A 26,657-nucleotide genomic window follows, 5' to 3' on the forward strand; every position below is an offset into this window, starting at 1 on the left:
AGGCGGAAAAGGTTAGTAGGCTCTGCTTGCGTTGCACTACAGCGGGAACTGCTGGAGCCACTCACGGAACTGCGGCCCGAGTTCGGGACGCTTCAGTGCGAACTCCACGGTTGCCTTGAGGAAGCCGAGCTTGTCGCCGGCGTCGTGGCGCTTGCCCTGATAGGTGAAGCCGTAGACCTTTTCCGTGGTGAGCAGGGCCTTGATGCCGTCGGTCAACTGCAGTTCGCCGCCAGCACCGGGGGTGAGCTGCTCCAGCTTCTCGAAGATGGCCGGGGTGAGGATGTAGCGCCCGATGATGGCGTTCTGGCTGGGAGCTTCGCTGGGCTTCGGCTTCTCGACCATGTCGTGCACTTCGCACAGGCGGGCGTCGTCCGCAACGGGCGAGCAGGCGAGGCAGCCGTAGTTCTGGATGGCATCGCCCTCGACCACTTCGCTGCCCAGAATAGAGCTGCCGGTCTTCTGGAAGGCTTCGACCATTTGCTTCATGCAGGGCACTTCCGCGTCGACGATGTCGTCGGGCAGGATGACGGCGAAAGGTTCATCGCCGACCAACTCCTTTGCCTGCAGAACAGCGTGGCCCAGGCCGAGCGCTTCCGGCTGGCGGACGTAGGTGATCTTGGCGAGCTTGGTCACTTCCACGACGCAATCCAGCAGCTTCTGCTTGCCACGCTTGGCGAGCGTGGTTTCCAGCTCGGGAGCGCGGTCGAAGTGATCCTCCATCGTGCCCTTGCCGCGACCGGTGACGATAATGATCTCCGTGCAACCGGCGGCGACGGCTTCTTCCACGCCGTACTGGATGAGGGGCTTGTCGACCAGGGGCAGCATCTCCTTGGGAGTGGCCTTGGTGGCGGGAAGAAAACGGGTGCCCATACCGGCTGCGGGGAATACAGCTTTACGAATCGTGCGCGTCACTGAGTTTGTTCATCCTTCGGAGGCGGAAAGTCAGTCCAGCGTTTTGCGCTGATCCTGGTCAGGGGAGAAGCCCATCCTAGCAAAGCGCACCGCCCGTGCCATGCCACGGGCGGGTCATTGCGAGGACTTCCGGCGACTTCCGCTATAACACGGGCGAGTCATTGCCCAGCAGATCGCGGCGAACGATTCGGATAGGCACTGGTCCCTCGACCATGAAGCGGTCGTGAAACTTGCCCAGGGTGAAGGCCGCGCCCTGCTTCGCCTTCACGTCTTCACGGAGCTTGAGAATCTCCAGCTTACCCAGCGTGTAGTAGAGGTAGGTGGCGTCCGCGGTGCCACGGCGGGTTTCCACCTTGGCGATCTCGGGCGATTGGAAGCCCTCTGTGACGAAGAACTTTTCCGCTTCGTCAGTGGTCATGCCCATGGTGTGCATGCGGATGGCGACGTTGAAACGGGCGTTGCGAAGCAGAGCGTCCTGCAGTTGACCCAGGCGGATGAGTTTGGCCGTGCGAGCGTCCGTCTCTGGCGGCAGGTAACCCTCGTCCAACATCATCTGCTCGCAGTAGTGCGCCCAACCTTCGATGTTGGTTGCGGCGCCGACCAGCTTGCGCACCTTCGAGGGAAAGCGGTCCTGCCACAGGAACTGCACGTAATGGCCGGGGTAGGCTTCGTGCACGCTGGTGGAGACGATGGTGCCCTCGTTGAACGCGGCCATGTAGCTGTTTGTGCGCTCGGGGGACCAGCTCTTGTCGGGCAGGGTCACATTGAAATAGGCGCGCGTGCTGTTCCGCTCAAACGGTCCCGGCGGGTCCATGCTGGCCTGGGTCGTCGCGCGTTCAAAGGGCGGCGTTTCTTCAAGCACCGGGCGCACGTCGCTGGGCAGCGTGATGATGTGGTGCTGCTGGATAAAGGCAATCTCTGCGTTGAAGCTGTCCCGGAAGCTTTGCAGGAGGTGGTCGGGCGCTGGATGCATTGCGGCGAGTTCCGCCAGCATCTGCTGCGGCGTCTTGCTGGGGTCAATCTCCTTTGCAACGCGGGCGAACTCATCCTGGTTGGCCTTCATGTTGGCCGCGTTGATGGCGAGCAGGCGGTCGAGTGGCGTGTCGACCATCTCGTCGTACAGGAGCTTCTTGCGGTAGGTGTCGGCGCCGAAGGCGAAGGTGCCGTTGGAGCGCGGCAGGAGGTCCGACTTCATCCAGGCGGCGTAGTCCTTCAGGGCGGCGATGACGGTCGCGTTGGTCTGCTGGAACTCTGCTTTGAGTTTCGGGTCCGTGGCTTTGGCGAAGGCTCCCGGCACGTCGTTCTGGAAGAAGCTGATGGTGCCGTCGATCTGGTCGAGCGCGATCTCCGTGTAGATCTTTGGCGGGTTCTTCAGGTTCTTCTTGCCGTCCGCGAGCACGGCGGGGATGAGACGTTCGCGCGCGATGGCCGAGCGCAGACGTGTGTCCACCGGGGCGAAGTCGCGCTCCATGAGAGTGAAGATGGAGCTGGTTACGCCGCTGGGATAGTTGTCCGGGTTCTTCTCCCACATGCGGATCGTTTCGAGCGACAGCAGTTGCGAGCGGATGCTGTTCATGAGCAGCTCGCGGTCGTCGGCAACGCTGCGGTCCAGGCCGTCTCCCGGGATCGCTTCCATCTGCTTCAGAGCGGCGTGGAGTTCACCCGTTTCGCGCTGCACCGCGGCGGCGCTGTAGTCCTCAAGCTGGGCGTCGTACTGGTGAAAGCCGGCCTGAGTCCCCGCCGTGGGATTGTTGCGGAAGTAGACGTCGGTGAAGTAGCGCTCGCTGGCAACGGAGAATGTTTGCTGCGCACCGTCGGCGCTGAGGTGCTGTGCGCAGACGGTCACGGACGAAAGAGCAAGCAGGACGCCGGGAAGAAACGGACGGAGATTCACCTGAGAAGTGTACCGTTTGAGAGAGTTTCGGGGGTCCTGCCTACGGGAAATGGCAGTCGCCGGCGCTTCGGTCAGGCTTTGCTTTCGGCGAGGGCGCACAGCTTGTCGAGGCGCTTCTGCTTTGCTTCGGGAGACTGGTAGTAGAACACCGCGAAGAGTTCGCCGCGGCGCTGTGCAGGGGTGAGCTTGTGCCAGCCTGCTTGTGCTTTCGGACGGCTGCTCAGGGCGCGCGCGATGAGCGGCGGGAGTTCAGTTTCCGCTTCCATGGTGCTTAGGAGGCGTTCCGCCATTTGCTGTGCGCGGCGAAGGCGGGCGTCGTCGGATTTCACGCCGGAGATCCACTTGCCGATCTCGCGGCGCATGTATTCGGTTAGGCCGTTGTAGAAGTCGCGCAGGCCTTCGGCTTCGTCCAGCAGAGCATCAAGTTCTTCGGGCAGTTCCGCGGGGCGAGGGTCCAGGTCGGCGTCGAGTTCGAAGATGGCGCGCTGACCTTCCCGAACGTGCGCGTGCTGCTGCATGTTCCTGTTCACCAGCAGGAAGAATGCCCCGGGTTCGTTGGCGGAGGGCAACAGCGAGGAGCGAAACGCGAACCCGTTGACTGTGCCACGAACGCGCAGGCGGATCTGCTGGGGCCATACATCTGACGGCGTGAACGGCACGCGAGCGATGGTCCATCCCAGGCCGCCGCGCTCCTTCTCCAGCAGAGCTTCGAAGCGCCGAGTGGTGCGGCTGACGCGAGGCATGATGCGGAAGGCTACGCTGCGGCGGGAGCGAGATCAAGCTGTTCGAGCAGGCCTTTTGTTTCGGCGAGGACGTCCGCAGCGGTCGCGCTCGTGAGCGGCCAGCGCAGGACGCCTTGTGGCGTGAACTGTGCGCCGCGCTTGGTGTTTCGGCTGACGACCTTCATCAGCATGCCGGGATCGATCTTGGACTTGGTGTCGAACTTGAGCAGGAGGAATTCGCGGAAGACCTTCTGCCGATTCTCCTCGACCTGGATGCGCTTGCGGTCGATCTGCGAGACGTGGATGCGTTCGGATTGCAGACGTAGTTCTGCGGCGCCCAGCAGGTTGACCACGGCTTCGGGAAGTTCACCGTAGCGGTCGAGCATCTCGGCGCGTACATCTGCAAGGGCGCCTGTGTCCGTTGCGCCGGCGATGCGCTTGTACATGCGCAGGCGCTGGTTTTCTTCGGGGATGTACGTGGCGTCGATGCGCAGCGACATGCCGAGGTTGAGCGTGACCTGCGGCCGCTCTTCCTGTGCCTCACCTTTGATCTTGCTGACAGCTTCCTGCAGCATGCTCGTGTACATCTCAAAGCCGATGGCTTCGATGTGGCCGCTCTGTTCGCCGCCGAGCATGTTGCCGGCACCGCGCAGTTCCAAATCGAGCGCGGCAATTTTGAAGCCGGCACCCAGGTCGCTGAACTCCTTGAGCGCGGCGAGGCGGCGGCGTGCGATTTCGGTCAGTTCATTCTCTGGCGGGATGAGCAGGTAGGCGTAGGCGCGGCGATCGCTGCGGCCGACGCGGCCGCGAAGCTGGTAGAGCTCCGAAAGGCCGTGGCGGTCCGCGCGATTTATGACAATGGTGTTCGCCTTCGCGATGTCCAGGCCGTTCTCGATGATGCTGGTCGCGCACAGCACGTCGTACTCGTGATTCATGAAGGCAAGCATGGATCGTTCGAGTTCGCCTTCGCCCATCTGGCCGTGTGCGGTGATGACGCGTGCTGAGGGTACGAGCTCGCGGATCTTCGACGCGAGTTCGTAGATCGTCTCTACACGGTTGTGCACGAAGTAAGCCTGGCCGCCGCGTTCGAGTTCCAGCTCGATCGCGGTGCGCAACAGCTTCTCATCGAACTTGGCCACGATGGTCTGGATGGCCATGCGATCCTTGGGCGGCGTCTCGATGACGGACATGTCGCGCAGGCCGAGCAGACTCATGTGCAGCGTGCGTGGAATGGGTGTGGCCGACATCGAGAGCACGTCGATGTGCGCGCGCAGCTTCTTGAGCTGTTCCTTGTGGCGCACGCCGAAGCGCTGCTCCTCGTCGATGATGAGCAAGCCTAGGTCCTGGAAAGCGATGTCTTTCGAGATGAGGCGGTGCGTGCCGATGAGGATGTCGACCTTCCCAGCGGCGGCATCCTCAAGAATCCTCTTCTGCTCTTTCGGCGTGCGGAAGCGCGAGATGAGTTCGACGTTGACGGGGAAACGAGCGAAGCGCTTTTTAAAGCTTTGAAAATGCTGGAAGGCAAGGACGGTAGTGGGTGTGAGGACGGCAACCTGCTTGGAATCCTGCACGGCCTTGAATGCGGCGCGCATGGCGACTTCGGTTTTTCCGTAGCCTACGTCGCCGCACAAGAGGCGATCCATGGGCTGCGTGGATTCCATGTCGCGCTTGATGTCGGCGATGGCGGCGATCTGGTCGTCGGTTTCCTGGTAGTCGAAGGCGTCTTCAAACTCGCGCATCATCTGCGAATCGGGCGAGTAGCTGTAGCCCTGCGCGGCCTGGCGCTGCGCGTACAGCTTCAGCAGCTCGGCCGTCATGTCCTGCATGGCCTTCTTGACGCGTGCCTTGGCCTTGGCCCAGGCCTGGCCGCCCATCTTGTTCAGTTCGGGCGCCGGGCCGCCTTCGCTCGAGCGGTATTTCTGGATCAGGTCGAGCCGTGTGAGCGGGACGTACAGCTTGGCCTGCTCAGCGAACTCGAGGATCATGAGCTCGATGGGTGCGCCTTCCTGCTCAATGGTGCGCAGGCCCATGTACTTCGCGATGCCGTGTTCCACGTGCACGACGTAGTCGCCCACCTGCAGGTCGCGGAAGTCGGAGATGAAGGCCGAAGTTTTCGATTTGCGCTGCACGGGGCGCGCGTGCACGTCGGCCTCATCGTTAAGATCCTGTGCGCCGAAGAGCACGAACATCTTGCCGACGGAGTGCGCCGCGCCCTTGTCCATGTCCAGCACCTGCACGCCGCTGGCGATGGCGATTCGAAGGATGACGGGCGTGCGCACGTTGCTTTGCAGGTGCGCCGACTCGTCGTAGACGGTGGCGGAGCCGCTGGAGGTCTGCACGCGCGAGCCGATGCGGTAGGGCAAGCCGTACTCCTGAAGGAGGCCAGCGAGGCGCTCAACTTCGCCCTGGTTCGCGGCGGCGATCAGGATGCGCGCGTCGGTGTTCATGAGCGACTTGATCTGCTCGACCATGGCCGGAATGGAGCCATGGAACTTCATGGTGGGACGCGTGGCGAACTCGATGCCGGTGTAAGAGGAGTTGTCCACTTCGAGAACATCGACGGCGCCGAGTTGGTCGAGCTCGATGCCGGGCGCGCCCTTGACGAGGTCGTCCAGGTGCCAGGGCGAGATGTAGATGTCCTCGGGCGTGACGAGCGAGCCGATGGCCGCGCGGTCGTGCCGCTGCTCGATCTTGTTCCACCAGCGCTCGCCCTGGTTCTTGATCATGGCGGGCTCTTCGGTGAAGACGCGCGTGGAGCGGCCCATGAGGTCGAGGATGGTGGAGTGCGCGCCGGCGACGGGCGCGAAGAACTCCCAGCCGGGAAAGACCGAGACTTCGTTCACTTCGACGTCGAGTTCCCGCGGCTGTTCGCCACCTTCGATCTGAGCACCTGCTGCGCCTCCGCGTGAAAGGCGCTGGTGCACGGCTCCAAGCAGCTTCTTAGTGACCGGCGTTTCGGTGAGCGGCAGAAGAACGATCTCGTCCACGGGTGAGGAGGAACGCTGCGTTTCCGGATCGAACTTGCGCATGGACTCGATCTCGTCGCCGAAGAAGTCGAGGCGCACAGGGCGGTCCATTTCGGGCGAGTAGACGTCCATGATGCCGCCGCGCAACGTGACCTGGCCGGGCATCTCGACGACGTCGACGCGCGTGTAACCAACCTCGAGCAGGTGGGCCAGTAGCATGTCGGTGTCGTACTCTTCGCCGCGGCGGATTTCGAGCGCAAGCCCGGCGTAGTACTCGCGGCTGAACAGGCGCATGCAGGCCGATTCAAGCGGCGCGATCACCACGCGAGCCTTGCCGCTGCAAATCTTCCAGAGCGTGGAGGCGCGCTGTTCCTGAATCTCGGCATGTGGCGAGAGGTTCTCGAAAGGCAGAACGTCGTGTGCGGGCAGGCGCAGGACTTCTTCGCACTTGAGCGCGCCGGTCAGGTCGCAGGTTGCGACCAAGGCCTGATGCAGCGCCTCCGCGGCCTTGTTGTCGCTGACCAGGAGCAGCACGGGCGCATCAGTCCCGCGGATGAGCAGCGGCAGGTAGAGCGCGCGGGCGGTGGCCGTGAGGCCGCTAATGCGGCGGCGGCCCATGCCGCCGGCCAGGTGGCGGCGGGTGCGCTCAAAGGCGTCCGTGTGCTCCAGTTCCGCGACCATTTCGCGGACGAAAGGAAGAATCATCGCACTTGTCAGTGTAAGGGAGCGCTTCGGGAGCAGGGCGTTGCTGCTGGTTCTTTGCGCTTCTGGCGATAGTAGACTCTGCCCATGCCCAACGAGTCATCGAAGGCCCAGATCCGAGCTCTGACGGGCCTGCGCGGTATCGCCGCGGCGTTTGTGGTTGTGTATCACTTCCTGTCTACGCATCATTTCTCGCACAATCCCGCGAACAACATCCTGCAGCACGGGTACCTGACCGTGGATCTGTTCTTTGTGTTGAGCGGGTTTGTCATGGCGCTGAACTACGGGAAGCTGTTTGCACAGGGCTTCTCACGGCATGCCTATGCAGGCTTTCTGTGGCGCAGAATCGCGCGAGTGTACCCGCTGTACCTGGTCATGACGGTAACGGCCTTCATCATCTTCTCGACCGGCTTGGTGGTGTTCCGACCGGAGCATCCGTTGTGGCGCCTCCTGATCAGCAATCTTTTGATGGTGCAGGCGTGGGGCGTGGATTGGAGCCTGGACTTTCCGGGCTGGTCGATCAGTACCGAGTGGGCAGCGTACTTGCTGTTTCCAGTGCTGTTCGCTGTCACCATGAAGCGGCGTTGGGGAGCGGCTATTGCTGCCGGATGCGCTTCGCTGGCCGCTTTGGGAGCGCTCTGCCTCTACGTTGGTCCGCTTGCGCCCCGCGAACCCGCGAATGCCTTACTGAATCTGTGGTTCTATTTCGATGGATTGCCGGTTGTTCGGTGCCTTGCGGGCTTCACGCTGGGCATTCTCACGTTTCGCGTTTTCGGAACCGGGTGGGGACAGCGATTCGCTCGCCACCAGGTCACGGCTGTCACCCTCATTCTGGTTCTTCTGGCCATGCTGGTCGTGCCGAAAACTGACTTCGCTATCGTCGCTTTGTTTCCGCTTCTGATCCTGAGCCTTGCCGCGGATGCTACGGCGCCAGCGCGTGCACTCACGTCGCGGCCGCTGTATTTCCTTGGCGAGATCTCTTACAGCGTGTACCTGGTGCACGGTCTGATTGCCCCTTGGGTGATCGACCTCGCTGCGTACCTTCCGAGTCACCACGTCGGGCATCCTCGGCTTGTCGCCGCGGCATTTGGAATCGCTGCAACAAGCCTGGTGTCCGTGGCCGCCTACCGCTGGATCGAGGTTCCTGGACGGAGATGGGGACGAAAGTTCTTCGAACCAGCTCGTGCGAACCGGGCGAGTGACCAGAGGAGAGAACTTCGCGCGGAGCCAAGCGGTCTTTAGATTGGCCGCCGGAGTTGACGCGGCGGGCTCGCTTCTTTTCGCGGCCGCCCGCCTCCGATTTGCAAGCTACTGAAGCGAAGCCTTCTCAGTCGATGCGCGTTTCAGGATCACTGCATTTTGGTCCTTCTGCTCCATGCTGCTGTAGAAGGCGCGCAGATCGTTGTACTCGTTCAGAGGGTAGTAGAACTCGCCGATGCTGAGGTTGCGCCAGATGGTTACGCTGGTCGCGTCCTGCTTACTGCTTTGTGAGTAAATGGCGTATGTCTTGAACTCGACACGGTCGTTCTTCGGAACGGATTCCAAGGTATAGCCGGCGGGTAAGGTGATGCGCATGGCGTCCTGGATGCTTTCCGGGTACTGGAAGTAGACGGGCTGGTCGCGGTGTTCGTGCGGAAAGGTGGTGTGCTTATTCGCGACAAAGATGTCGCTGGGCAGGATGACACGCGAGCCCGCGGGCGTGCCCAGATGTCCCTCTACGCCGAATAGGACTTTCAGCGGCTGATCGGGGTCGGTCAGATTTTCAACCGCGCGGACTGTGACCTCGGTTCCCCCTGGCATCATGTGCTCCAGGTGGGTCTTGAGTTGTTCGCGCAACTCGTCGTTGTCAGTTCGCAGGGCGCGCTGGCGCCATACCGTGGCTGGGCTGCCCTGCCAGGTCATCGTCACAGTCCCGCTCATGGCACCTGTCTCTTGCAGTTTCAGGTCCGCCACCCGAGTCGTGCGCGAGAACTTGTAGGTGTCCATCATTGTCTGGACAAGAGCGGTTTCCTTGTCTTTCTGGCGGACGCCGCCGGAAAAGGTGTGCTCCCACGCAAGGTGACCGAAGGTGGTATAGGGAGTGCCGGGGTCGAAGAAGTGGTCCGCGCCGTTGTAGTTCACAATGGCGATCTCGTCGCGCAACTGTCCCATCTCAAGCCAGTTCGCGTCGACCAGGCTGCGGCTACGGTCGCCGGAGATCATGAGTGACGCATTCATGCCGGCGGCACGCGCCAGCGCGACGAACACGCGGGTGATCTCATCACTGGAGCCGCGCTTGTGCAGGAGCACGTCTTCCGCGGACTTTACCTGCTTCAGACCTTCCTGCTTGTCTTCTGCGGAGTCGTGTCGGCGAGTGTAATCGGTGTTCTGAAGCTTCTGAGTCAGCGCATACAGTTTGCGCAGCTTGTCCTCGTCCGTGGTCGCGCCGGCAATGGTTTCCTGCGCCGTCTTTCGGACAAAGTCGCTGTTGCCGATGAACTTATTCGCATCGCTGGACCAGTACTTGCCCTCGGTGTTCCAGAATTCCTGCGGTGTGTGGTACGGAGAGTAGTAGAAGTCCACGTGGTACATGGCACTGCCCGAGGGGGGCATGTATTCCTCGGAGCTGAAGGCCGGGATGTCGTGCAGATCCAGCTCCAGCACGCGCTTGCCGCTTGCCAGCACCGTGTTCTTGATTTGCTGGCCGGCTGGAAGAACCGGATGCCAAACAAGCGTGTTCACCAGCGATTCACGTCCTCCGCGGCCGACGCTGAACATGTCGTGCTGTGTGGGGCGCCACAGGAAGTGCGCCTTGCGGATGTAGAGGTCCTCGTCCTGCACATCCCAGAAGGGCTGCTGATAGTAGCGATCGTCCCACCGCAGCTTGTAGCGGTACTCGATAATGCTGCCCACCTGGACGGCTGGCATGCTGAACACCTTGCCGCGAAAGGAATCCGTCTTTGTCTTTTCCAGCACCTTCTCGTAGGGCTTGCCGGTGAACGGGACGATCGTGCCGTCCGGTTGGATCGTGCGGCCCGCGACCTCGTCCACGGTCCAGCCGCCACCGTCGCGGCGCCGGTCGAAGATGATGCGCACGTCGCCCAGGTCCTTGCCCGCTTCCGTCAGAATCTTGATGCGTTTGTAAAAGGAGCGCATGTGGTTGTCGTCGTCGCAAAGCTCGTCCACATTGAGCACGACAGCCTTGGCTCCCGGCTGTTCCGGAAGGCTGGTCATCTTCAGCTCTTCGGGCGTTGGGGCGATCCATGCCTGCGCCCGCACCAGGGTTGCGGAGCAAGCGAGCGCGGTGGCGAGCAGGGCGGCGGGAACAAGGCGGCGGGACAACATGGGGCAGGCTCCTGGAAGGTGTTGCAGTGGTGCGCTAGTTCTTCTTGAGGACGGCGGTGCGTTGCTCGTCGGTGTTGATGATGCGGCTCAGCTCTTCCACATCGCCGTAGCGGTCGGGTGGAAGCGTGATCTGGCGAACGGTGAGGGTGCGGTCGTACTTGAGCTTGTTGCCTTCGGCCGTGACCTTGCTGGTGTAACTGGCAAAGCCGGAGTTGTAATGGAGCGGTTCGGGGAGCTCGTCGACGGCGTAGCCGGCAGGCAGTTCGATCTCGATGTTGTCGTGGACCTCGCGCGTGCTGCCCAGGTCGATGGGCACGCTGCGCTTGCGACCGAGCTCGGCACGGTCAAGCCCAAAGCTCTCGTTGCCCAGCACACGCGGGCGCACCATCAGCAGCGGGCCGGCGGCTTGCGCATAGTTGGGCGCGGTAAGGTCGTAGCTGAGCAGGAAGGGACGGGAGAGATCGGAGTCGTTCGTCACCTTCAAGTTCGCTAATTGGAACGAGGACAGATCCTCCGCGGCGAGGCGCTCAACGTACTTGGTTGAACGCGCCGCGTCGGCGCTGGCGAAGTGCATGCGGTAGTCGGCCGCAATGTCGCCCTGGCGGCTCTCGCGGATGTTGCCGGTCAGCCCACCATCATCGCGCAGCTTGTACATCTCGGTGCGATTCACGCGGTTGCGCTCCGGCGGCAGCACCGGGATGCGGATGGCCTGGCTGTCGGCACCATCGATCAGCAGAGCGTCGCTGCCCTGCAGGTTGCTCTCCACATCGCCAAAGGGCGTCTTTTCCCAGGTTGGATCGAAGATCAGGAAGCGCTTGCCAGACTTGGCGGTGACTACGCTGTACATCTCGCGCGGCTTGTAGCCTGCGGGCAGTTCGATGGCGGCGATCATGTGATTGCCGATAATGGAGGGTGCGTCCTGCGCGACCACATCGCGATCGGTATGCACCATTACCCAGGTGGACCGGATACCGACTGCCTGCAGCATCGCGCTGAGCAGTGTGGCTTTGTCCTTGCAGTCACCGTAGCGGGCGCGGAAGATGTCGGCCGCGGGATGCGGCTGGTTGCCGCCGATGCCGATTTCGATCGCTACGTAGCGGATGTTTCCCTGCACGTAGTCGGCAATCGCTTCCACGCGGTCGCGGAAGTCCGTCTTGCCGGCGACGAGTTCCTGTGCCTTGGCGGTGATGGCGGCATCCGGCTTGTTGCGGTCGTGCGCTAGCGCCTCAAACCAGATGCCGATGTCCTTCCAGTCGCTGCGCAGTGGCGGGTACTGCGTTGCGTTGGGCCCGAGATAGAAGACGTCAAGCCGCGAAGCCTGGCTGAACTCTGAGGGCGCCATGCGAATGTGTTCGTGGCGCAAGGCCGGCAGCTCAGAAGCCTGCCAGAGCGTGCGGCCCTTCTCCAGATCGACCGGCTGGCTTGTCGGTTTGCCCTTCCACGCGGAGGTAAGGGTGTAGCCGGCGGGCAGGTTGACGGTGAGTGTTTCTTTTAGAACTGGTATGTCCTCTTCCGGGATCCAGACGATCTCGTTTTCATAGGGCCGTTCTTCGCGTTCATATTCCACGGCGGCGATGGAACCGGCATCGATGGCCGGCGGTGTACCGATGCGGGCACGCTGGTCGCTATACAGCTCGAACCCGCTCCAGTCGCTTACATCGCTCAGCTCGTTATCTTTGGGAGCGTACTCATGACCGCTCGCGTCCATGCTCCAGATGTGCATGGACCGCAGCTTCTGCGCGTTGCTGAAGCTGGCCGCCATGGTGGCGTACTTGCGGCCTTGCGGGCGCAGCACTTTCACCACGCGCCGAACGTGATCGACGCGGGTGCCGTCGGGCGTAACGGTGTAGGTGTGATCGTCCAGCAGAACAACAGCGTCGGTGCGGGGCGGGTAGGCGCGCAGCGGTTGCGTGGCGGCCTGGCGCACCCAGTCGGGCACCTGGTCTTTGGCCATGGCCGGAGCAGTTACGGCCGCGCACAGGGCGAGCGGAGCCAGGGCGCGAACGCCCCGGCTTCCTCGAAGATTGCGGCAGACCTGGAAGGCAGAAAAGCAGGACAGCAAGGCGTATCTCCATGGCAAAACGGCCGCTGGATATCTGCGGCTTGCCAAAGGCATGGGTATTTGAGTGCGATAAGAAATACACCAACACGAACGGCGGTGCAAGAAAGAAAGTCGGGGTTGGCGCTTACAGAGAGGTCGCTCCGGCTAGACCGTTCCCGTGCCGGGACTCAGTAAAATGGAAATATGGCCGTCGCAACCCTGCTTTCGCCCGACATTTTGGAAAAGTACCAGCCCGTAATCGGGTTGGAGGTCCACGTACAACTGCTGACCCGGACCAAGGCATTTTGCGGCTGCATCAACCAGTACGGTGGTGACCCCAACACGCACTGCTGCCCCGTGTGCCTGGGGCTGCCGGGCGCGCTGCCTGTGCTGAACCGGCAAGCGGTAGAGTTTGCGGTGCTGGCCAGCTCCGCGCTGCACTGCACGGTGAACGAAGACAGCGTATTTGCGCGCAAGAACTACTTTTATCCCGACTCGCCGAAGGGCTATCAGATTTCGCAGTTCGACAAGCCGCTGGCGGAGAACGGATACATCGATGTGCCGGCGGATGGCGGTGGCATTCGCCGCATCGGCATTACGCGCCTGCACATGGAAGAGGACGCGGGGAAAAGCATTCACGACGGCTTTGCCGATTCGGCGACGCGCACATACATCGATTTGAACCGCTGCGGAACGCCGCTGGTCGAAATTGTGAGCGAGCCCGATCTGCGCAGCGCCGACGAAGCGTACGAGTACCTGACGCGGCTGAAGGAAATCCTGCTGTACACCGGCGTGAGCGACTGCAACATGGAAGAGGGATCGCTGCGCTGCGACGCCAACGTGAGCGTGATGCTGAAGGGTGCGAAGGAGTACGGCACCAAGGCGGAAGTGAAGAACGTGAATTCGTTCCGCTTCATTCGTGACGCGATCAAGTACGAGATCGAGCGGCAGGTTGAGGTGGTAGAGTCCGGCCAGCGCGTAAAGCAGGAGTCGCGGCTGTACAACTCCGGCGAGGGCCGCACCTACTCCATGCGCAGCAAGGAAGAGGCGCACGACTACCGTTACTTTCCGGAACCAGATCTGCCCGCGCTGCACGTGGATGCGGCCTGGAAGGCGGAGATACTGAAGGCGTTGCCGGAGCTGCCGGAGCCGCGCCGCAAGCGGCTGCAAGAGGAGTACGGCATCTCCGAACAGGACGCAGCAACCTTCGCCAGCGAGCGCAGCTTTGCTGACACGTTTGAAGCGGCGGCGAAGCAGGCGAAGTCGCCCAAGCGTGTGGCCAACGTGCTGCTGGGTGAGTTGATGGGCCGCCTGAACGCCGCAAAGCTGACGCTGGCGGAGTCGCCGGTGAGCATGGCCGGCGCGGTACAGGCGGCGGACCTGCTGGAAGAGGGCAAGCTGTCATCGAAGCAGTTGAAGGGCTTGTTCGATATCGCGTTCGAAAAGAGCGAGGACTTTGCCGCGGTCTATGAGCGTGAGAAGCCGCAGCAAATCAGCGATACGGGCGCCATCGAAACGATGATCGACGAGGTGATCGCGGCGAACCCGAAACAAGTGGAGCAGTTCAAGGGTGGCAAGACGACCGTGAGCGCGTTCTTTGTGGGCCAAGTAATGCGCCTGTCAAAGGGTCAGGCGAATCCTGGGCTTCTGAATGAGCTGGTAGTGAAGAAGCTGAATGCGGCGTAGCCGGGTGCGATGGCACAGTCTCAGAGACAGGTCTTTCTGGCGGTGCTGGCGGGTGCGTTGATGGCATCGTGCCTGTTCAACCCGGCAGGGTTTTCTGCACTTCTGTTCGTCGCTGGTGGAGTGCGCAATGTGTACGTGTTCGCGCTGTCGAGTGCCTATGTATTGAGCTTTGCACTTGGCCTTTGGCAGCTACGAAGGGCGTTCAAACAAGGCGCAGAGGTTACGCGGAAGAGCGTCGTGGCAGCGACGGTGCTCACGCTCGCCTTGCTGCTGCCGCAGTGGCTCTACACTGCTGCGCCGCTCATCGTTGGCTATCTGGGAATGCCACGTAGAGTGACGCCGTATTGAAGCTGCACCCTGAAAGTGCTTGAGCCAGCCGCATAACCTAGCTGGCCAACCAAACAGCCAACAATGATCTGCATCACACATCCGTGATGCGCCGCGCCCTGCAGTTGCTTCGACTCTCACCGCTCCTGCTGGTTGCAGGGTGCTTTCATCACGCGGGTACCAGCGAGCGCATCGCGCGCGACATGGGTGTGGTGCCGCAGAACACCGTGCTGCTGTCGCAGATGATGCGCGAGCTGTCGGCGGAGCCGGGCTTCACCGAACAGTTGTTGCAGCAGTTCGATTCAGGATCGAAGAATGGCCTGCCGTTTACGCCGGAGCTGTTCGACACCTTCCGCAAGATTATTCTTGGTAAGGACTGGCAGGGGCTGGACCGCTTTCCGGGGTGGACGATTCATCGCGTAACGCAGACGGTGAATGCGGGACAAGGTGTCTTGAGCAAGATCTCACCGCCAGGTGGGGACGTGCTGAAGGTGGACCTGGGGGAGTACAAGCTCGATGTGCCGGGGACGGTGTCGCTCGACAAACCGTCGACGCTGCCGGGATTCAGCGACAAAGGCCTGGTGACTCCGCTGGGGCACGACGTGGTGCATGGCGATGGTGCCGATCCGGATCTGGCGCCGATGCACTCGGAAAGTGCGCGCCTCGCTGAGGTGCTGAACCGACTCTCGCTGAACAGCTTCAATCCGCCGCAGGGCAAGGCAACCGCGCCGTTCACGGTGGAGTTGGGTGGCACGAAGGCGACTGCGCCAGAGCAGTTGATTGTTGCGCTGCAACAGACCGGGCACACCGTCACGGTGGGCGATGCGCGATACTTCGCGAACTTCGGACATTTCCACTACAAGGGCCAGGACGTCGAGATGCCGTTCTGGCTTGATACGGGCTTGCGTGTGCCACCGGGACATCCTTGGCAGCGCTCGCGCAAGTACCTCATCCCGGTGTCGCACGCGGAATACGAGTGGGTTGTGCGCGGGCCGAAGATCAACGCCGATGTGACGTTCTACTTCGGTATCGACGGGCACGCCGAATTCCGCACCAACGACCAGTTGAACCAGGCGTGGGTGCTGAAGCGGGTAGCGCATGAGTACACCAATGCGCAAGCCGTGGAAGTGACGCGGCTGACCGGGTCGGTGCTGCGCGCGTATGCGTACCTGCACACGGCGCATCCCGCGCTGCCCTTTGGCGGCTACTACACGCTGGGCGTGTGCCAGGATGTGGTCGCGGCGATCGAGCAGAAGATGACGGGCAAGACAACGATCTTCCCGAACACCGCCGACACGAAGTACTTTCACGATCAGCCGGACGCGGAAGTATTTCAGTTGATGAATGCGATTCCAAAGGACACGGAAGGCAAGCCGCCAGCGCCGGAACGCATCTTCGGATCGCTGCCGACGAGCGACTTCGGCAAGCTGACTGTTCCTGGGTTGCGGGAGGATACGGAGCGCACCTACGATGCGTGGCAGCGTGGGCACTTGTACCGCCGTCGCAACCTGGGGCGCTGGATCAGCTACGGAGGTATCGTGCTGGCCACGATCGTGGTTGCGGCACTTGCAATTTCGCGCCGACGCCGCGCGGCGTAGGCAGACCAGGGCAGCGGCCGCAAGGCCGCATTACAGGGAGAACGGCAATGGCAACCAAAAAGGCAAGCAAGACCGCGGCAAAGAAATCATCGGCGAAGAAGACGACACGTGCGTCGACTGCGGCGAAGAAGTCTGCAGCGAAGAAGAGTTCGGCGAAGAAATCCACTGCAAGCAAGAAGACGCCTGCGAAGAAGACTGCACGGAAGACCACAAGCAAGAGCACTGCGAAGAAGACGATTTCGGCGAAGTCGAGTTCCGCGAAGAAGTCGACCTCGACCAAGGGAGCAGGGAAGAAGTCAGCCGGACGGAAATACTCCCCGGCGGCTTCGAAGCAGGTGGGCCAGGAGATGCACGAGATGCATCGTGGTCAGCTGAAGATTGGTCGGAGCAACAAGAAGGTGACGAATCCAAAGCAGGCGATCGCCATTGGATTGTCGGAGGCACGTCGCGCGGGCAAGAAGGTTCCGCCGAACCCGAACAATCCGAAGAAGAAGTAAGAGTTGCGGAAAGTGAAACGGCGTCCCGGGACCGGGACGCCGTTTCTGTTTTTTACCTCTCGCCTCACGAAATACCGGAGCGAGGTCGACTGGCTTACTTGGTGGAGGGTGTCGTTGCAGCCGGGGTGCTGGAGGTGGATGCAGGCGTGCTCGCCGGTTTCGAGCTTTCGTCCGGCTTGGCACCGCCGTCGCTTTTTGTGGCTTCACTCGAACCGGTGCCTGCCTCGCCTGAGGCACCCGCGGGCGCAGGCTTCTTGCCGCTGGAGTAGAGGTCGGCGTACCATCCGCCGCCCTTGAACTGCACGGCAGGCGCGGTGATGGTCCGTTCGAGCCGCCCTCCGCAGAACGGACATTCGGTCAGTTCGGGATCGCTGAACTTCTGGCGCTTTTCGGTGAGCCTGTGACAGGCAGTGCATTGGTATTCGTACAGGGGCATAGCTTTGTCCTACGTGCTCGTTGCTGCGGTTACGCTTCCGGTGACGCTTCAGCCTTGCTCAGTTCCACCAGGCGCACCGTGGCGATGGCTTCCACCTTGCGGAGCGCATTCACAGCGTCTTGCGCTTTGGATGCGCTGGGAGCGTCGATCTGCACCACGGCCATCGCCTGGCCCTGCGGAACGCTCTGCGATCGCACACTGCGGCCCAGCGCGAAGTTGGCCACGTTGATGCCGCACTCGCCAAGCACGGTGCCGATGCGGCCGATCACGCCCGGAACGTCATGGTTGCGAATGACGAGCAGCGTGCCGGTGAGCGGGGCTTCGATGTCGATGCCGTCCAGCGAGAGCAGGCGCGGCGAGTTGCCGTGCAGCACGGTCGCGCTGGCGCGGGCGTCACCCTCTGCGGAGTGCAGCACCAGCTTCAGCACGGAACCAGCGCCGCCCGAAGCGAACTCCTTGCGGTCTTCCTGAATGCGGATGCCGCGCTCCTGCGCGACGGCGGCGGAGTTGATGTGATTCACCTGTTCGGAATCACGGAGGACGCCGGCAAGAAGAGCGTTGCGGATGAGGTCGGTCTTGGAGGCGGCGAGGCGACCGGCGTAGGCGATCTCGATGTTCTCGAGGTGGCCCGGCGTGGCATGCGCCAGGAAAGTGCCAAGGCGCTCCGCGAGATCGATGAAGGGCGCGACCTCGACGTACTCTTCGCGGGTGAGCGACGGCACGTTGACGGCGTTCTGAACCACGCCGCTCTTCAGGTAGGCGCTCACCTGTTGGGCAAGCTGGATGCCGATGGCTTCCTGCGCCTCGTCGGTCGATCCCCCCAGGTGCGGCGTGAGAATGACCTTGTCTTCGTTGTAGAAGGGCGAGTCCTTCAGCGGCTCCACAGTGAAGACGTCGAGCGCGGCCCCGCCGACCTTTCCGCTTTGCAGACCTTCCAGGAGGTCGGCATCGTTGATCAGTTCGCCGCGGGCGCAGTTCACGATACGGATGCCGGGCTTCATGATGCCGATGGAGTGGCGGTTGATCATGCCCTCGGTCTGCGGCGTCAGGCCCACGTGCAGCGTGAGGTAGTCGGAGTTGGAGAAGATCTGGTCGATGCTGACCAGGGAGACGCCGTTCTCGCGCGCAATCACCGGCGCTACGAACGGGTCGAACGCGATCAGGTCCATCCCGAAGGAGCGGGCCCGGCGCGCGACTTCGATGCCGATGCGCCCCAGGCCGACGATGCCGAGCGTTTTGCCGCGGAGTTCCGTGCCCTGCAGGTTCTTCTTGTCCCACTTGCCTGCGTGCATGCCGGTGTTGGCGCGCGGAATCTGGCGGGCCATGGTGATCATGAGGCCCAGCGTGAGTTCCGCGACGGCCACGGCGTTGGCGCCGGGCGTGTTCATGACCACAACGCCGCGGTGGGTGGCTGCGTCTGCGTCGATGTTGTCGACGCCTACGCCAGCCCGGCCGATTACGCGGAGTTTCGGGGCGGACTCCAGCAGCTTGGCGGTGACCTGCACGGCGGAACGGACGACGAGCGCGTCGGCGTCGGCCAGTTCGGCTTCCAGTCCATTCTGAATCTGGTCGGCGGTGACAACCTGCCATGAGGGTTCCTGGCGGAAGACGGCGAGCGTGGCAGGCGATACTTTCTCAGCAAGAACGATTTTCATCGGTGAGGACAGTATATCGGCGGCTTCCACTTCAAGCAGGGCGACCACGCTGGACCGCCATCCGCACCGTTCAAACGTTTCCAGGACTTCGCGCGTCCTAGGCTGTACCTCTCGAGACTTCGTCCCCGTACGTGAGGGTCCTGTGTCACCTGCGCGCCTGTTGAAAGCCGCAGCCGGGGAGAAAGAAGGGTCCGATGCGGCACTCCAATCTGCTGTTCTGTTGGCTCGCTCTGGCGTTCCCCTGCATGCAGGCGCAGGACAAACCGATACCGAACCAGGACGCCCTGCGCCAACGCGCCATTGTCACGGCCGAGCACACGATGGAGCAGCGCGACCGCTACGAATGCCGCGAGCGGCAGGTGCAGAACGACCTGGACGGGAAGGGCAAGGTCAAGAAGTCGACCGTCACGGAGCAGGACTTCTTCTTTCTGCATGGCCGGCCGATCATGCGCGAAATCAGCCGCGACGGAAAGCCGCTGAGTGATGTGGACAAGAAGAAGCAGGACGACCGCGTTCGCAAGCAGATAGAAGATGCCGAGAAAGCCTTCAAGAAAGATAAGCGCGGCGACGGCGGACCGATGTCCTCCCGCAACTTCCTGCGGCTCGCCAAGCTGGCCAACGAACGTCGCGTGATGGTGAGTGGCCGGCCGACCATCGTCTTCGACGTGATCGACAACCCGGACAACAAGGGTGGCGACATCCCGCAGCGTATCGTGGCAGCGATGCGCGGAACCATTAGCGTGGACGAGGAGACCGGTCACGTGCAGGACCTGAACGTGACCGGCGTGCGCGACGTGAAGATCGCGGGCGGCCTGGTGGCGAACATACACAAAGGTTTTCAACTGCACACAATTTCTGGTCCGCAGAAGGACGGCGTGTGGCTGCTGAAGGCGATCTACGGCTCGGGCGACGCGCGGATGGGGTTGTTCTTTCATCCGGCGGCCAGCTTCAAGGCCGAGGTGGAAAGCTGCAGGCTGTACAACGTGGAGGCGGATGCCACAGTGAAGGAAGTGGAAGGCAAGCAGTAGGCGAGAGCAGTCCAAGAACGCAGGAAGGAAAGGGCCTCCCTTGCAGGAGGCCTTTCACTGTGTGGTGCTGCGGCGCCGACGCTCTAGTTCGCCCCGTCCGTTGCCGCAAAGCGCACGGCATAGTTGCCAACCTGCTGGCCTTCCTGAATGCCTGCTGTGATGTCAGACCGATAGTGGATGCCGGCGTACAGGCGCGACATACCAGCCTCTTGCGCTTGTTGCGTGAAGTAGCTCGCGCCATCCGGGAACAGACTTCCAAGCACCGTTGCGGCCGCAGACGAGAAGACCGAGTGCCCTGAGACGTAAGAAGGGAAGTTCGGCAGCGCGATCTGCGTCTTGATGCTCGGGTCCAGTTGCGACGGCCGGGGATTGTCGTAGAAGTACTTGGTATCCCAGCAGGCGATGGCACCGTCGTGCAGAGCCATGTTGAGCAGGGCAAAGGTGCGTGCAGCGCGGACCTCGCTCTGGCCGGCCTTCACGATGTAGGGCACGGCAATCGTGTCCCAGTGGCCCGGCGGCGTCGGCGTGCTGGCACCGTCGCCCCACTTCAGCACGGTTGCAAGCTGGTCGCCCGTGATGTTGTTTACCGAGGCTTTCACTTCGGCGGTTTCGGTCTTCATCTGTGCAGACGAGGTGGACGGCGGAGGTCCGGGACGCACCGCGACGATGTCCGTGGGCGCCATTAGCCAGCCTTTGACCTGGCCAAACAGCGGAAGCATAGGCGGGCGGGCGGGACTGTCCTGGCTGATCCAGGCGATCTGCCCCGTGGCGATGGTGCGGTCCGTGATGGCCTGCCAGACGGCCGCGGTGCCGCCGGCGGCTTTCATGCCGTCGGTGCCGGCGCGTGCCGTGAAGATCGCGGCAACGCTCTTGCCCAAGGCAAAGCCAGCATCGACATCACTCTGGGTCGCGCGGCCGGAAATGCGCGCGACCATCAGCTGTTCCTGCGTCTTTGCGTTGATCTCGTCGACCGAGGTGGGAAACATCAGCGTCAGCAAGACTGAGTTCACGCCAGCTTCCACCGCGTCCTCCGACGGGTAAGACGGAATACCGCTTGACGGCAGCAGGCTCTGCACTGACTTGTCCACTGCGGAGGGCGAAGGGCGCTTGTACAGGTATTTGAAGTACCAGGCGGCTTTCAGCGCCTCAAACTGTGCGACTGAAACGTAGCTGTAGGCGCGCGCGGCGTACGGCGGGTTGCTGAAGGGGTACTGCGGATCGGCGAACGGATTGGCCGCGCTAGGCACGGGGTAGGTGCCGTCGGAGTTGGGAGCGGGCGGCAGGTCGGACTTGGCCGCGAGCTCGCGCATCACCTCGTTCCAGCGCAATACGCCGCCGCTGCTCCAGTAGGTGATGGAGGATTTCTGAGCGTCGGTCAGAGCGGCCTGATCGGACTTGATCTGCGCGATCTCCGAGGCGTACGTAGCGGAGTTGACCGCTGCAGGCGCGGCTACCGGAATCTGCGAGGGCCCGGACAGAACGATCATCTTCCACGAGCCTGCGTTTGCGTCGACGTTAGAGAAGGTTTGCGTGGGCAGAGGTTCGGTGGTGCTGATGTCTTTACCACATCCGGTCGGGATGCTGGAGACGCCAAGCGCCGCAAACGCCATGAGGAGCGTTCCGATGCTGAGACGAACAGGGAGTGTTTTGAGGATCTTCACGGAGCGACGCGCCTTTCGCGGTGGTAGGTGAACATGATGCCGGAGGTGAACATCGTCGCCTGCCCGGTGTTGCGGCCCTGGAACGTGTTGCTGTAGCTGGCCCAGTACTGGACGTCATGGAAGTGCGGCAGAGGGTATTGCACTTCAATGCCGGCGCGCGATTCGTTCACGCGGTTCGAGACGAAAGGCATGTCCTGCCGGCGAATGTCGCCGCCGCCACGCGTGTTCATCTGGCTGAAGGTGCCGGCGATCTTTAGGTCGCGGCGGTAGTAGCCCACGTTGAAGCCGTACTGCGACTGGTTGGGCATGGCGACCTGGTTGCTCAGGTAGAGCTGGCCGTTGGTGTAGTAGTAGGGCCGGTCGAGCGTGACCTTGTCGCGCAGCGTGTAGGCAAGCGAGCCGTCCAGGTACAGGCCGCGACGGCCGAGAAAATTCAGCGACGCGCGGCCGAAGGCAGACTTGCTGTGTGTGCCGATGGAGAGCGGCATCTGGTCGGGGCTGTAGTCCGTGGTGGGCACGCTGCCGCCGAGCAGTGCAATGGCGTGGAACGAGCCGTGATTGTCCATGGGGCGCTGGAAGAGGTTCAGCTTCACGGCACCGGTAAAGTCCTGGAAGCCCGATTGCGGATGCAGCACGCCGGCACTTGCCTGGGTCCAGATGTACGGCGTCTGTGCGAGCACATTGATGCGGTTCGTGATGCCGTAATTGGCCATACCGGAAACGGAGTTGGTCGTGACTGTGCCGATGTTGCCGTTGGTGCGCTCGAGCGTGCCTTCCCAGTACTGCGACCACTGGCTGCGCGTGTAAATGGAGCCGGCACAAAGGGTGCCGCGGGCTAGCATAATGCCGTCCTCCAGCGTTTGCGCGTGCGCGGCCACGCCCATGGCCGTTATGACCACGCCAGCTAAGGATGAGAGCGCCCGTGAAGCCTTGCGGCAAGATGCAGGCGGCGTATGTGAGTGCATTCCAAGTTCCTCGGGTATGCCGACGCGCTGCTCACAGGAACGCGCGTCGGCGCTCCATGAGTGCTTGCACCAAAGGTTGTCGGATACAGGGAGGATGCTAGGGCAGGGAGAGTACCTTCGTCCCGATGCTTGCGACCGATTTTGGCGTCGTCCTTTTGGAGGGCAGCGGCGAACGGGGAGGCACGCAGTTCAGCGGAACAAGTGGGGTACGAAGCTGCTGAGATTGCCGGTGACCGGTGTTCGTGATTCGCGCACGCCCATGCCACCGCACTCCTGATCGATCATCCACAGCCCGAGGACGGGATAACGGAGATCCGCAGTGCCGGGCTGGCCGTACAAGCGAATGCCCTCGCCACCTGCCTGGAAGCAGGCCGGCGGAGCCAACGCCTGGCAGACGAAGCGGCCGCCGCCGTAATCGCCCGGCGTTTGTGTCGTTCCCTGCGCGGTGACCGTCGTGATGTTGGCGCCCTCGCGGCTAAGCAGCGGTTTCCTGACGTACTCGCGCATGCCGCGCGGCTCGTCGAAGTACGCCTCCAGCAACAGCGGGTGGTCGGGGTAGAGCTCCCACAGGATTGGCAGGATGCCCTTGTTGGAGAGCAGCATTTTCCAGATGGGTTCGATCCAGATGATGCTGCGATAGAAGGCGAGCGCGGCCGGGCCGTACGTCTCGGTGAGCAGTGACTCCCAGGGGTAGAGCTTGAAGAGCGAGTAGATGGTGTTGTTCTGGAGGTCGACGAAGCGGTTCGCGTCGTCGTCCCAGCCAATCTCGTGCATCAACAACTGCTCGGTGCGCAGGCCGGCCTGCTGCGCGGTATCGCGCAGGTAGGTGGTGGTGAGCATGTCCTCGTCGGTATCGACGCTGGCGAAGTGCACGGGCTGGCGCAGGTACGGGGCGACGTCCTGCCACTTGGCAATCAGACGTTCATGCAGGCTATTGAACTGGTCGGCATCGGCGTGGGTGTCCTTCAGCCAGTCCCACTGGATGACCGCAGCTTCCAGTAGGGAAGTGGGCGTGTCGGCGTTGTACTCCAGCAGCTTGGGCGAGCCCTGGCCGTTGTACATCAGGTCGAAGCGGCCGTAGAGTGCGGGCGGCTCGTTCTCCCACGCCCACTCGATCAGCGGAACCGCCTGGGGCGGAATCGACAGGTCGGTGTAGCGTCTCTGATCGATCACGTGCTGCGCGGCAGCGAGGCACATGGTTTGCAGCTCGTTGGCGGCCGCTTCCAGCATGTCGATCTCGGTGCTGGTGAACTCGTAATGCGCGGACTCGTCCCAGTAGACGGCACCCGGCACAGCGCTGGTCAGGTCATCGGGCGAATGAAAAGTGAGTCCGGCAGTCTCGACTTTGTTGCGCCAGTCTGCACGCGGTGCGTGTTCGAAGCGATGCATGGGTTAGCTCCCCGAATGAAAGCTGCTGCCGAAGCCGCCGCGTGAGATGCCGTGGCCGCCGAGGAAGCCGTGACCACCCGAGAGCGGCGAAGCATAATTCGTGCCGCGAACGGCGTTGAAGCTGCCGCCCGATACGCGATCGCCGATGTTGTAGCCGCCGAAGCCGCCGTAGTAGGGCCGGTATACGTGCGGTATGAAGAGGAAGCCGCCGTGGCCGTCGGGCCGGCGCTCCTGCACGGTGCCGGGCTTGTCGCACAGGTTGTCGGCGACGACGGTGCCGTTTTCGTCGACACATCGTTGCATCTCTTTGGGGCGGCAGCCTGTGAGCAGGGAGACGGCAGCCGCGGCAACGAGCGGAGCGGCAACAGAAACAGAACGGCGCATGGTGCAGAGAGTTTATCGCTCTGCACCATGCGCCGCTCGTTTGTTTGCTGAGTTCGTTTGAACACTTTAAGCGGTTCCGCGCCTGCCAGCCTGCGGAACCGCTACGTTCCTAGTGGACGGGCTTTACCGTGCCCGCGCCGTAGTCGGGGTGCTGCAGGCTGCAGCATGCGTCGGTGCGTCCGCATATGCAGGTCTGCTCGGCGGCTTGGTTCGGCTTGCGTCCGGCCAGCACCTTTTGCGCGGCGATCAGGCCCTTGCCCCATTCGAAGCCGGGCATGTTCAGCTTGGTCGCGACCACGTGCTCCAGCGCGCCGACGAGCGCGATGGTGTCCAGCGAATCGAAGAAGCCCAGGTGCGCAAAACGGAAGATCTTGCCCTGCATCTCGCCCTGGCCGTTGGTGATGGTCGCGCCGAAGCGGCCTTTCAGCTCCTTGCAGATGATGCCGGAGTCGACCCCTTCCGGAGCGTAGACGGCGGTGGCTGCGGCCGATGGGCACTCCGGTGCGAAGAGGCGGAAGCCGAGCGCGGTGACGGCGGCGCGGGTCATCGCGGCGATCGTCTCGGCGTTCTCGACGAGCTTCTTGCGGCCTTCCACAAGGCTGCCGGCCGGGTTCTCTGGCGTGGCGGCCTGCGCGGCGATGTAATCCAGCGCGGCACCCAGTGCGGCAATTAGCGCGACCGGCGGCGTGTAGGCGCTTTCGCCCTTCACGGCATTCTTGCGTTCCTTACGCAGATCGAAGTAGTAGCGCGGGTTGTAGGTAGCTTCCATGCGGTCCCACGCGCGGTCGCTCACGGCCAGGTAGCTCAGTCCCGGCGGGATCATCACAGCCTTCTGCGATCCACCGATCATTACGTCCACGCCCCAGCCGTCCATGTCGAAGTGGCTGGTGCCCAAACCGGTGATAGCGTCGACGACAAGCAAGGCTTCGGAGTTCGAGTCTTTCAGCAGCTTGGCAACGGCGGGAACGCAGTGGCGTGCGCCGGTGCTGGTTTCAGTCGCCTGCATGAACACGGCGCGGGTCTCCAGCTTCAGCGCTTCCTTAACCTTGTCGATCGAGAAGGTCTCACCGTACGGAGCTTCGACCACGTCGACCGCGCAGCCGAAGGCCTTGGCGAGGGCGGTCCAGCGCTCACCGAACTTACCGGCGCTGAGGACCAGGACGCGGTCGCCGGGCGAAGTCAGGTTGGAGACCGAGGCTTCCATCGCTCCGGTGCCGGACGACGACAGCACGATCACGTCGCTCTTGGTGCCGACGAAGTCCTTGAGTTGCGCGAGCACCTTGGTGAACAGCGCGCGGAACTCTGGCGTGCGGTGATGAATGTCGGCAGCAGCCATGGCAAACTGCGCGGCGGGCAGCAGGGGCGTGGGCCCTGGCGTGAACAGGCGAATCTTCCGGATCATGCCCCGATTGTACTGAGCGACGGGTGTGGTTTCGCTTGGCTACACTGAAAGACGGCACACGGAGCGAGGAACAGTCATGGCGACCATTAGCGAGCAGATCGGCAAAGACATCGTGGAAGCGATGAAGGCGAAGGAGACGCTGCGGCTGGAGACGCTGCGCATGGTCAAGTCGGCGATCAAGAACAAGGAGATCGACAAGCGCGAGCCGCTGACCGACGCGGAAACCGTCGCCGTGCTGAACACGCTGGTCAAGCAGCGGCAGGACTCCGCCGAGCAGTTCGCCAAGGGGAACCGTCCGGAGCTGGCGCAAAAGGAGCAGGACGAGATCAAGCTGCTGCAGGTGTACCTGCCGCAGTCGGCCGGGGAAGACGAGATCCGCGCCGTGGTGCAGGGAGCCGTTGCGCACCTGGCCGCGGGTGGCACCACGCCCGGGCCGAAGGACATGGGGCCTGCCATGCGCATAGTGCAGCAGCGAATCCTGGCCAGCGGCCTGCATGCCGACAACAAAACGGTGAGCGCCATTCTGAAGGAAGAGCTAGCAAAGAGCGCCGCTTAAGAGGCTGGCCTCGCGGTCATCCGACTTACTTCAGCTTCAGCATCATCTCGTTCGTGCCTTCGAAGCCGAACTTCTCGTAGATGGGCTTGCCGAACTTGGATGCGTGCAGCGTTATGGCTTTGGCGCCACGGCTGCGGCACTCGTCGATGAGCATCTGCAGCATCTGTTTGGCAATGCCGCGACCGCGAGCCGCCGGAGCTGTGTAGAAGTTCAGCAGGTAGGGGCGCATGGGCTCAGCGTCCATCCAGTGCGGTGGGAAGTCGGCGAAGAAGACGCCGGCGCTGGCAATGGCCTCACCGTTCTCCTCTGCGATCACGCCCGCGTAGCGGCCATCGCGCAGGCGCTTGCGCACCCAGGGCTCGTGCGCCAGGGACATGGCGTCCATCTGCTCTGGCGTGGCGAACTTGTTGTCGCCGAACATCTTGGCGCGGTGCTGCGTGATCAGAACGGCGTCGTCCGGAGTGGCGTGGCGAATGGCTTCCAAGCGGGTCCTCTGTCTTTATGGTAGCGCC

Annotated in this window: 21 protein-coding genes; 7 read left to right on the forward strand and 14 right to left on the reverse strand. The window is 62.6% G+C overall.

Features of this window, described 5'->3' with window-relative positions; genetic code table 11:
* Positions 1-36 precede the first annotated feature (36 nt).
* From galU to mfd, 4 genes are all read right to left on the reverse strand, one after another.
* Positions 37-912, reverse strand: coding sequence for a UTP--glucose-1-phosphate uridylyltransferase GalU (gene galU / locus OHL12_RS16850; protein ID WP_263414978.1), 876 nt, complete (start codon positions 910-912; stop codon positions 37-39).
* A gap of 142 nt (positions 913-1,054) precedes the next feature.
* Positions 1,055-2,806 carry a DUF885 domain-containing protein gene (locus tag OHL12_RS16855; protein ID WP_263414979.1) on the reverse strand — a complete coding sequence of 584 codons (1,752 nt, stop codon included), beginning with the start codon at positions 2,804-2,806 and terminating at the stop codon, positions 1,055-1,057.
* Positions 2,807-2,877: 71 nt separating this feature from the next.
* Positions 2,878-3,549: a YdeI/OmpD-associated family protein gene (locus tag OHL12_RS16860; protein WP_263414980.1), complete on the reverse strand. Its 672-nt coding sequence runs from the start codon at positions 3,547-3,549 to the stop codon at positions 2,878-2,880.
* 11 nt (positions 3,550-3,560) lie between these two features.
* Positions 3,561-7,199, reverse strand: a complete 3,639-nt coding sequence (gene mfd / locus OHL12_RS16865) for a transcription-repair coupling factor (RefSeq protein WP_263414981.1) — start codon at positions 7,197-7,199, stop codon at positions 3,561-3,563.
* An 84-nt stretch (positions 7,200-7,283) separates the two neighbouring features.
* On the opposite strand from mfd, the gene OHL12_RS16870 reads away from it, so the two are divergent.
* Positions 7,284-8,438 (forward strand): acyltransferase family protein, encoded by a 1,155-nt coding sequence (locus tag OHL12_RS16870; protein WP_263414982.1) that lies wholly within the window; start codon positions 7,284-7,286, stop codon positions 8,436-8,438.
* Positions 8,439-8,504: 66 nt separating this feature from the next.
* Here the strand turns inward: OHL12_RS16870 and OHL12_RS16875 are convergent, their stop codons facing one another.
* Both OHL12_RS16875 and OHL12_RS16880 read right to left on the reverse strand, forming a co-directional pair.
* A complete protein-coding gene (locus OHL12_RS16875; protein ID WP_263414983.1) occupies positions 8,505-10,520 on the reverse strand; it encodes a DUF3857 and transglutaminase domain-containing protein in 2,016 nt (671 codons plus the stop codon).
* Between the two features lie 34 nt (positions 10,521-10,554).
* Entirely contained in the window at positions 10,555-12,582 is a 2,028-nt protein-coding gene (locus tag OHL12_RS16880; RefSeq protein WP_263414984.1) for a DUF3857 domain-containing protein, read from the reverse strand.
* A gap of 183 nt (positions 12,583-12,765) precedes the next feature.
* On the opposite strand from OHL12_RS16880, the gene gatB reads away from it, so the two are divergent.
* The 4 genes from gatB to OHL12_RS16900 all read left to right on the forward strand — a co-directional run bounded on the left by gatB (position 12,766) and on the right by OHL12_RS16900 (position 16,669).
* Entirely contained in the window at positions 12,766-14,247 is a 1,482-nt protein-coding gene (gene gatB / locus OHL12_RS16885) for an Asp-tRNA(Asn)/Glu-tRNA(Gln) amidotransferase subunit GatB (RefSeq protein WP_263414985.1), read from the forward strand.
* A gap of 60 nt (positions 14,248-14,307) precedes the next feature.
* Positions 14,308-14,595, forward strand: coding sequence for a hypothetical protein (locus OHL12_RS16890; RefSeq protein WP_263414986.1), 288 nt, complete (start codon positions 14,308-14,310; stop codon positions 14,593-14,595).
* A gap of 86 nt (positions 14,596-14,681) precedes the next feature.
* Positions 14,682-16,172 carry a hypothetical protein gene (locus OHL12_RS16895; RefSeq protein ID WP_263415157.1) on the forward strand — a complete coding sequence of 497 codons (1,491 nt, stop codon included), beginning with the start codon at positions 14,682-14,684 and terminating at the stop codon, positions 16,170-16,172.
* A gap of 356 nt (positions 16,173-16,528) precedes the next feature.
* Positions 16,529-16,669: a DUF6496 domain-containing protein gene (locus OHL12_RS16900; RefSeq protein ID WP_263415158.1), complete on the forward strand. Its 141-nt coding sequence runs from the start codon at positions 16,529-16,531 to the stop codon at positions 16,667-16,669.
* A 94-nt stretch (positions 16,670-16,763) separates the two neighbouring features.
* Here OHL12_RS16900 and OHL12_RS16905 read toward each other — a convergent pair whose 3' ends face one another.
* Together OHL12_RS16905 and serA are read right to left on the reverse strand one after the other, a co-directional pair.
* Entirely contained in the window at positions 16,764-17,105 is a 342-nt protein-coding gene (locus OHL12_RS16905) for an FmdB family zinc ribbon protein (RefSeq protein WP_263414987.1), read from the reverse strand.
* A gap of 29 nt (positions 17,106-17,134) precedes the next feature.
* Positions 17,135-18,760, reverse strand: a complete 1,626-nt coding sequence (gene serA / locus OHL12_RS16910) for a phosphoglycerate dehydrogenase (RefSeq protein ID WP_263414988.1) — start codon at positions 18,758-18,760, stop codon at positions 17,135-17,137.
* A gap of 194 nt (positions 18,761-18,954) precedes the next feature.
* On the opposite strand from serA, the gene OHL12_RS16915 reads away from it, so the two are divergent.
* Positions 18,955-19,788, forward strand: a complete 834-nt coding sequence (locus OHL12_RS16915) for a hypothetical protein (RefSeq protein ID WP_263414989.1) — start codon at positions 18,955-18,957, stop codon at positions 19,786-19,788.
* A gap of 83 nt (positions 19,789-19,871) precedes the next feature.
* On the opposite strand, the gene OHL12_RS16920 is transcribed toward OHL12_RS16915, so the two are convergent.
* From OHL12_RS16920 to OHL12_RS16940, 5 genes are all read right to left on the reverse strand, one after another.
* Positions 19,872-21,449, reverse strand: a complete 1,578-nt coding sequence (locus OHL12_RS16920; protein ID WP_263414990.1) for a phosphatase PAP2 family protein — start codon at positions 21,447-21,449, stop codon at positions 19,872-19,874.
* Positions 21,446-22,348 carry a transporter gene (locus tag OHL12_RS16925; protein WP_263414991.1) on the reverse strand — a complete coding sequence of 301 codons (903 nt, stop codon included), beginning with the start codon at positions 22,346-22,348 and terminating at the stop codon, positions 21,446-21,448. Before OHL12_RS16925 ends, OHL12_RS16920 begins: the two co-directional genes overlap by 4 nt.
* A 255-nt stretch (positions 22,349-22,603) precedes the next feature.
* Positions 22,604-23,803 carry a glutathionylspermidine synthase family protein gene (locus OHL12_RS16930; RefSeq protein ID WP_263414992.1) on the reverse strand — a complete coding sequence of 400 codons (1,200 nt, stop codon included), beginning with the start codon at positions 23,801-23,803 and terminating at the stop codon, positions 22,604-22,606.
* A 3-nt stretch (positions 23,804-23,806) separates the two neighbouring features.
* Positions 23,807-24,187, reverse strand: a complete 381-nt coding sequence (locus OHL12_RS16935; RefSeq protein WP_263414993.1) for a hypothetical protein — start codon at positions 24,185-24,187, stop codon at positions 23,807-23,809.
* Positions 24,188-24,296: 109 nt separating this feature from the next.
* A complete protein-coding gene (locus tag OHL12_RS16940) occupies positions 24,297-25,589 on the reverse strand; it encodes a pyridoxal-phosphate-dependent aminotransferase family protein (protein WP_263414994.1) in 1,293 nt (430 codons plus the stop codon).
* A 76-nt stretch (positions 25,590-25,665) separates the two neighbouring features.
* On the opposite strand from OHL12_RS16940, the gene OHL12_RS16945 reads away from it, so the two are divergent.
* A complete protein-coding gene (locus tag OHL12_RS16945; protein WP_263414995.1) occupies positions 25,666-26,145 on the forward strand; it encodes a GatB/YqeY domain-containing protein in 480 nt (159 codons plus the stop codon).
* 25 nt (positions 26,146-26,170) lie between these two features.
* Here OHL12_RS16945 and OHL12_RS16950 read toward each other — a convergent pair whose 3' ends face one another.
* Positions 26,171-26,629, reverse strand: coding sequence for a GNAT family N-acetyltransferase (locus OHL12_RS16950; RefSeq protein WP_263414996.1), 459 nt, complete (start codon positions 26,627-26,629; stop codon positions 26,171-26,173).
* Between the last annotated feature and the right edge of the window lie 28 nt (positions 26,630-26,657).

It is taken from the genome of Terriglobus aquaticus (assembly GCF_025685415.1).
In the GTDB taxonomy this organism is placed as follows: domain Bacteria; phylum Acidobacteriota; class Terriglobia; order Terriglobales; family Acidobacteriaceae; genus Terriglobus; species Terriglobus aquaticus.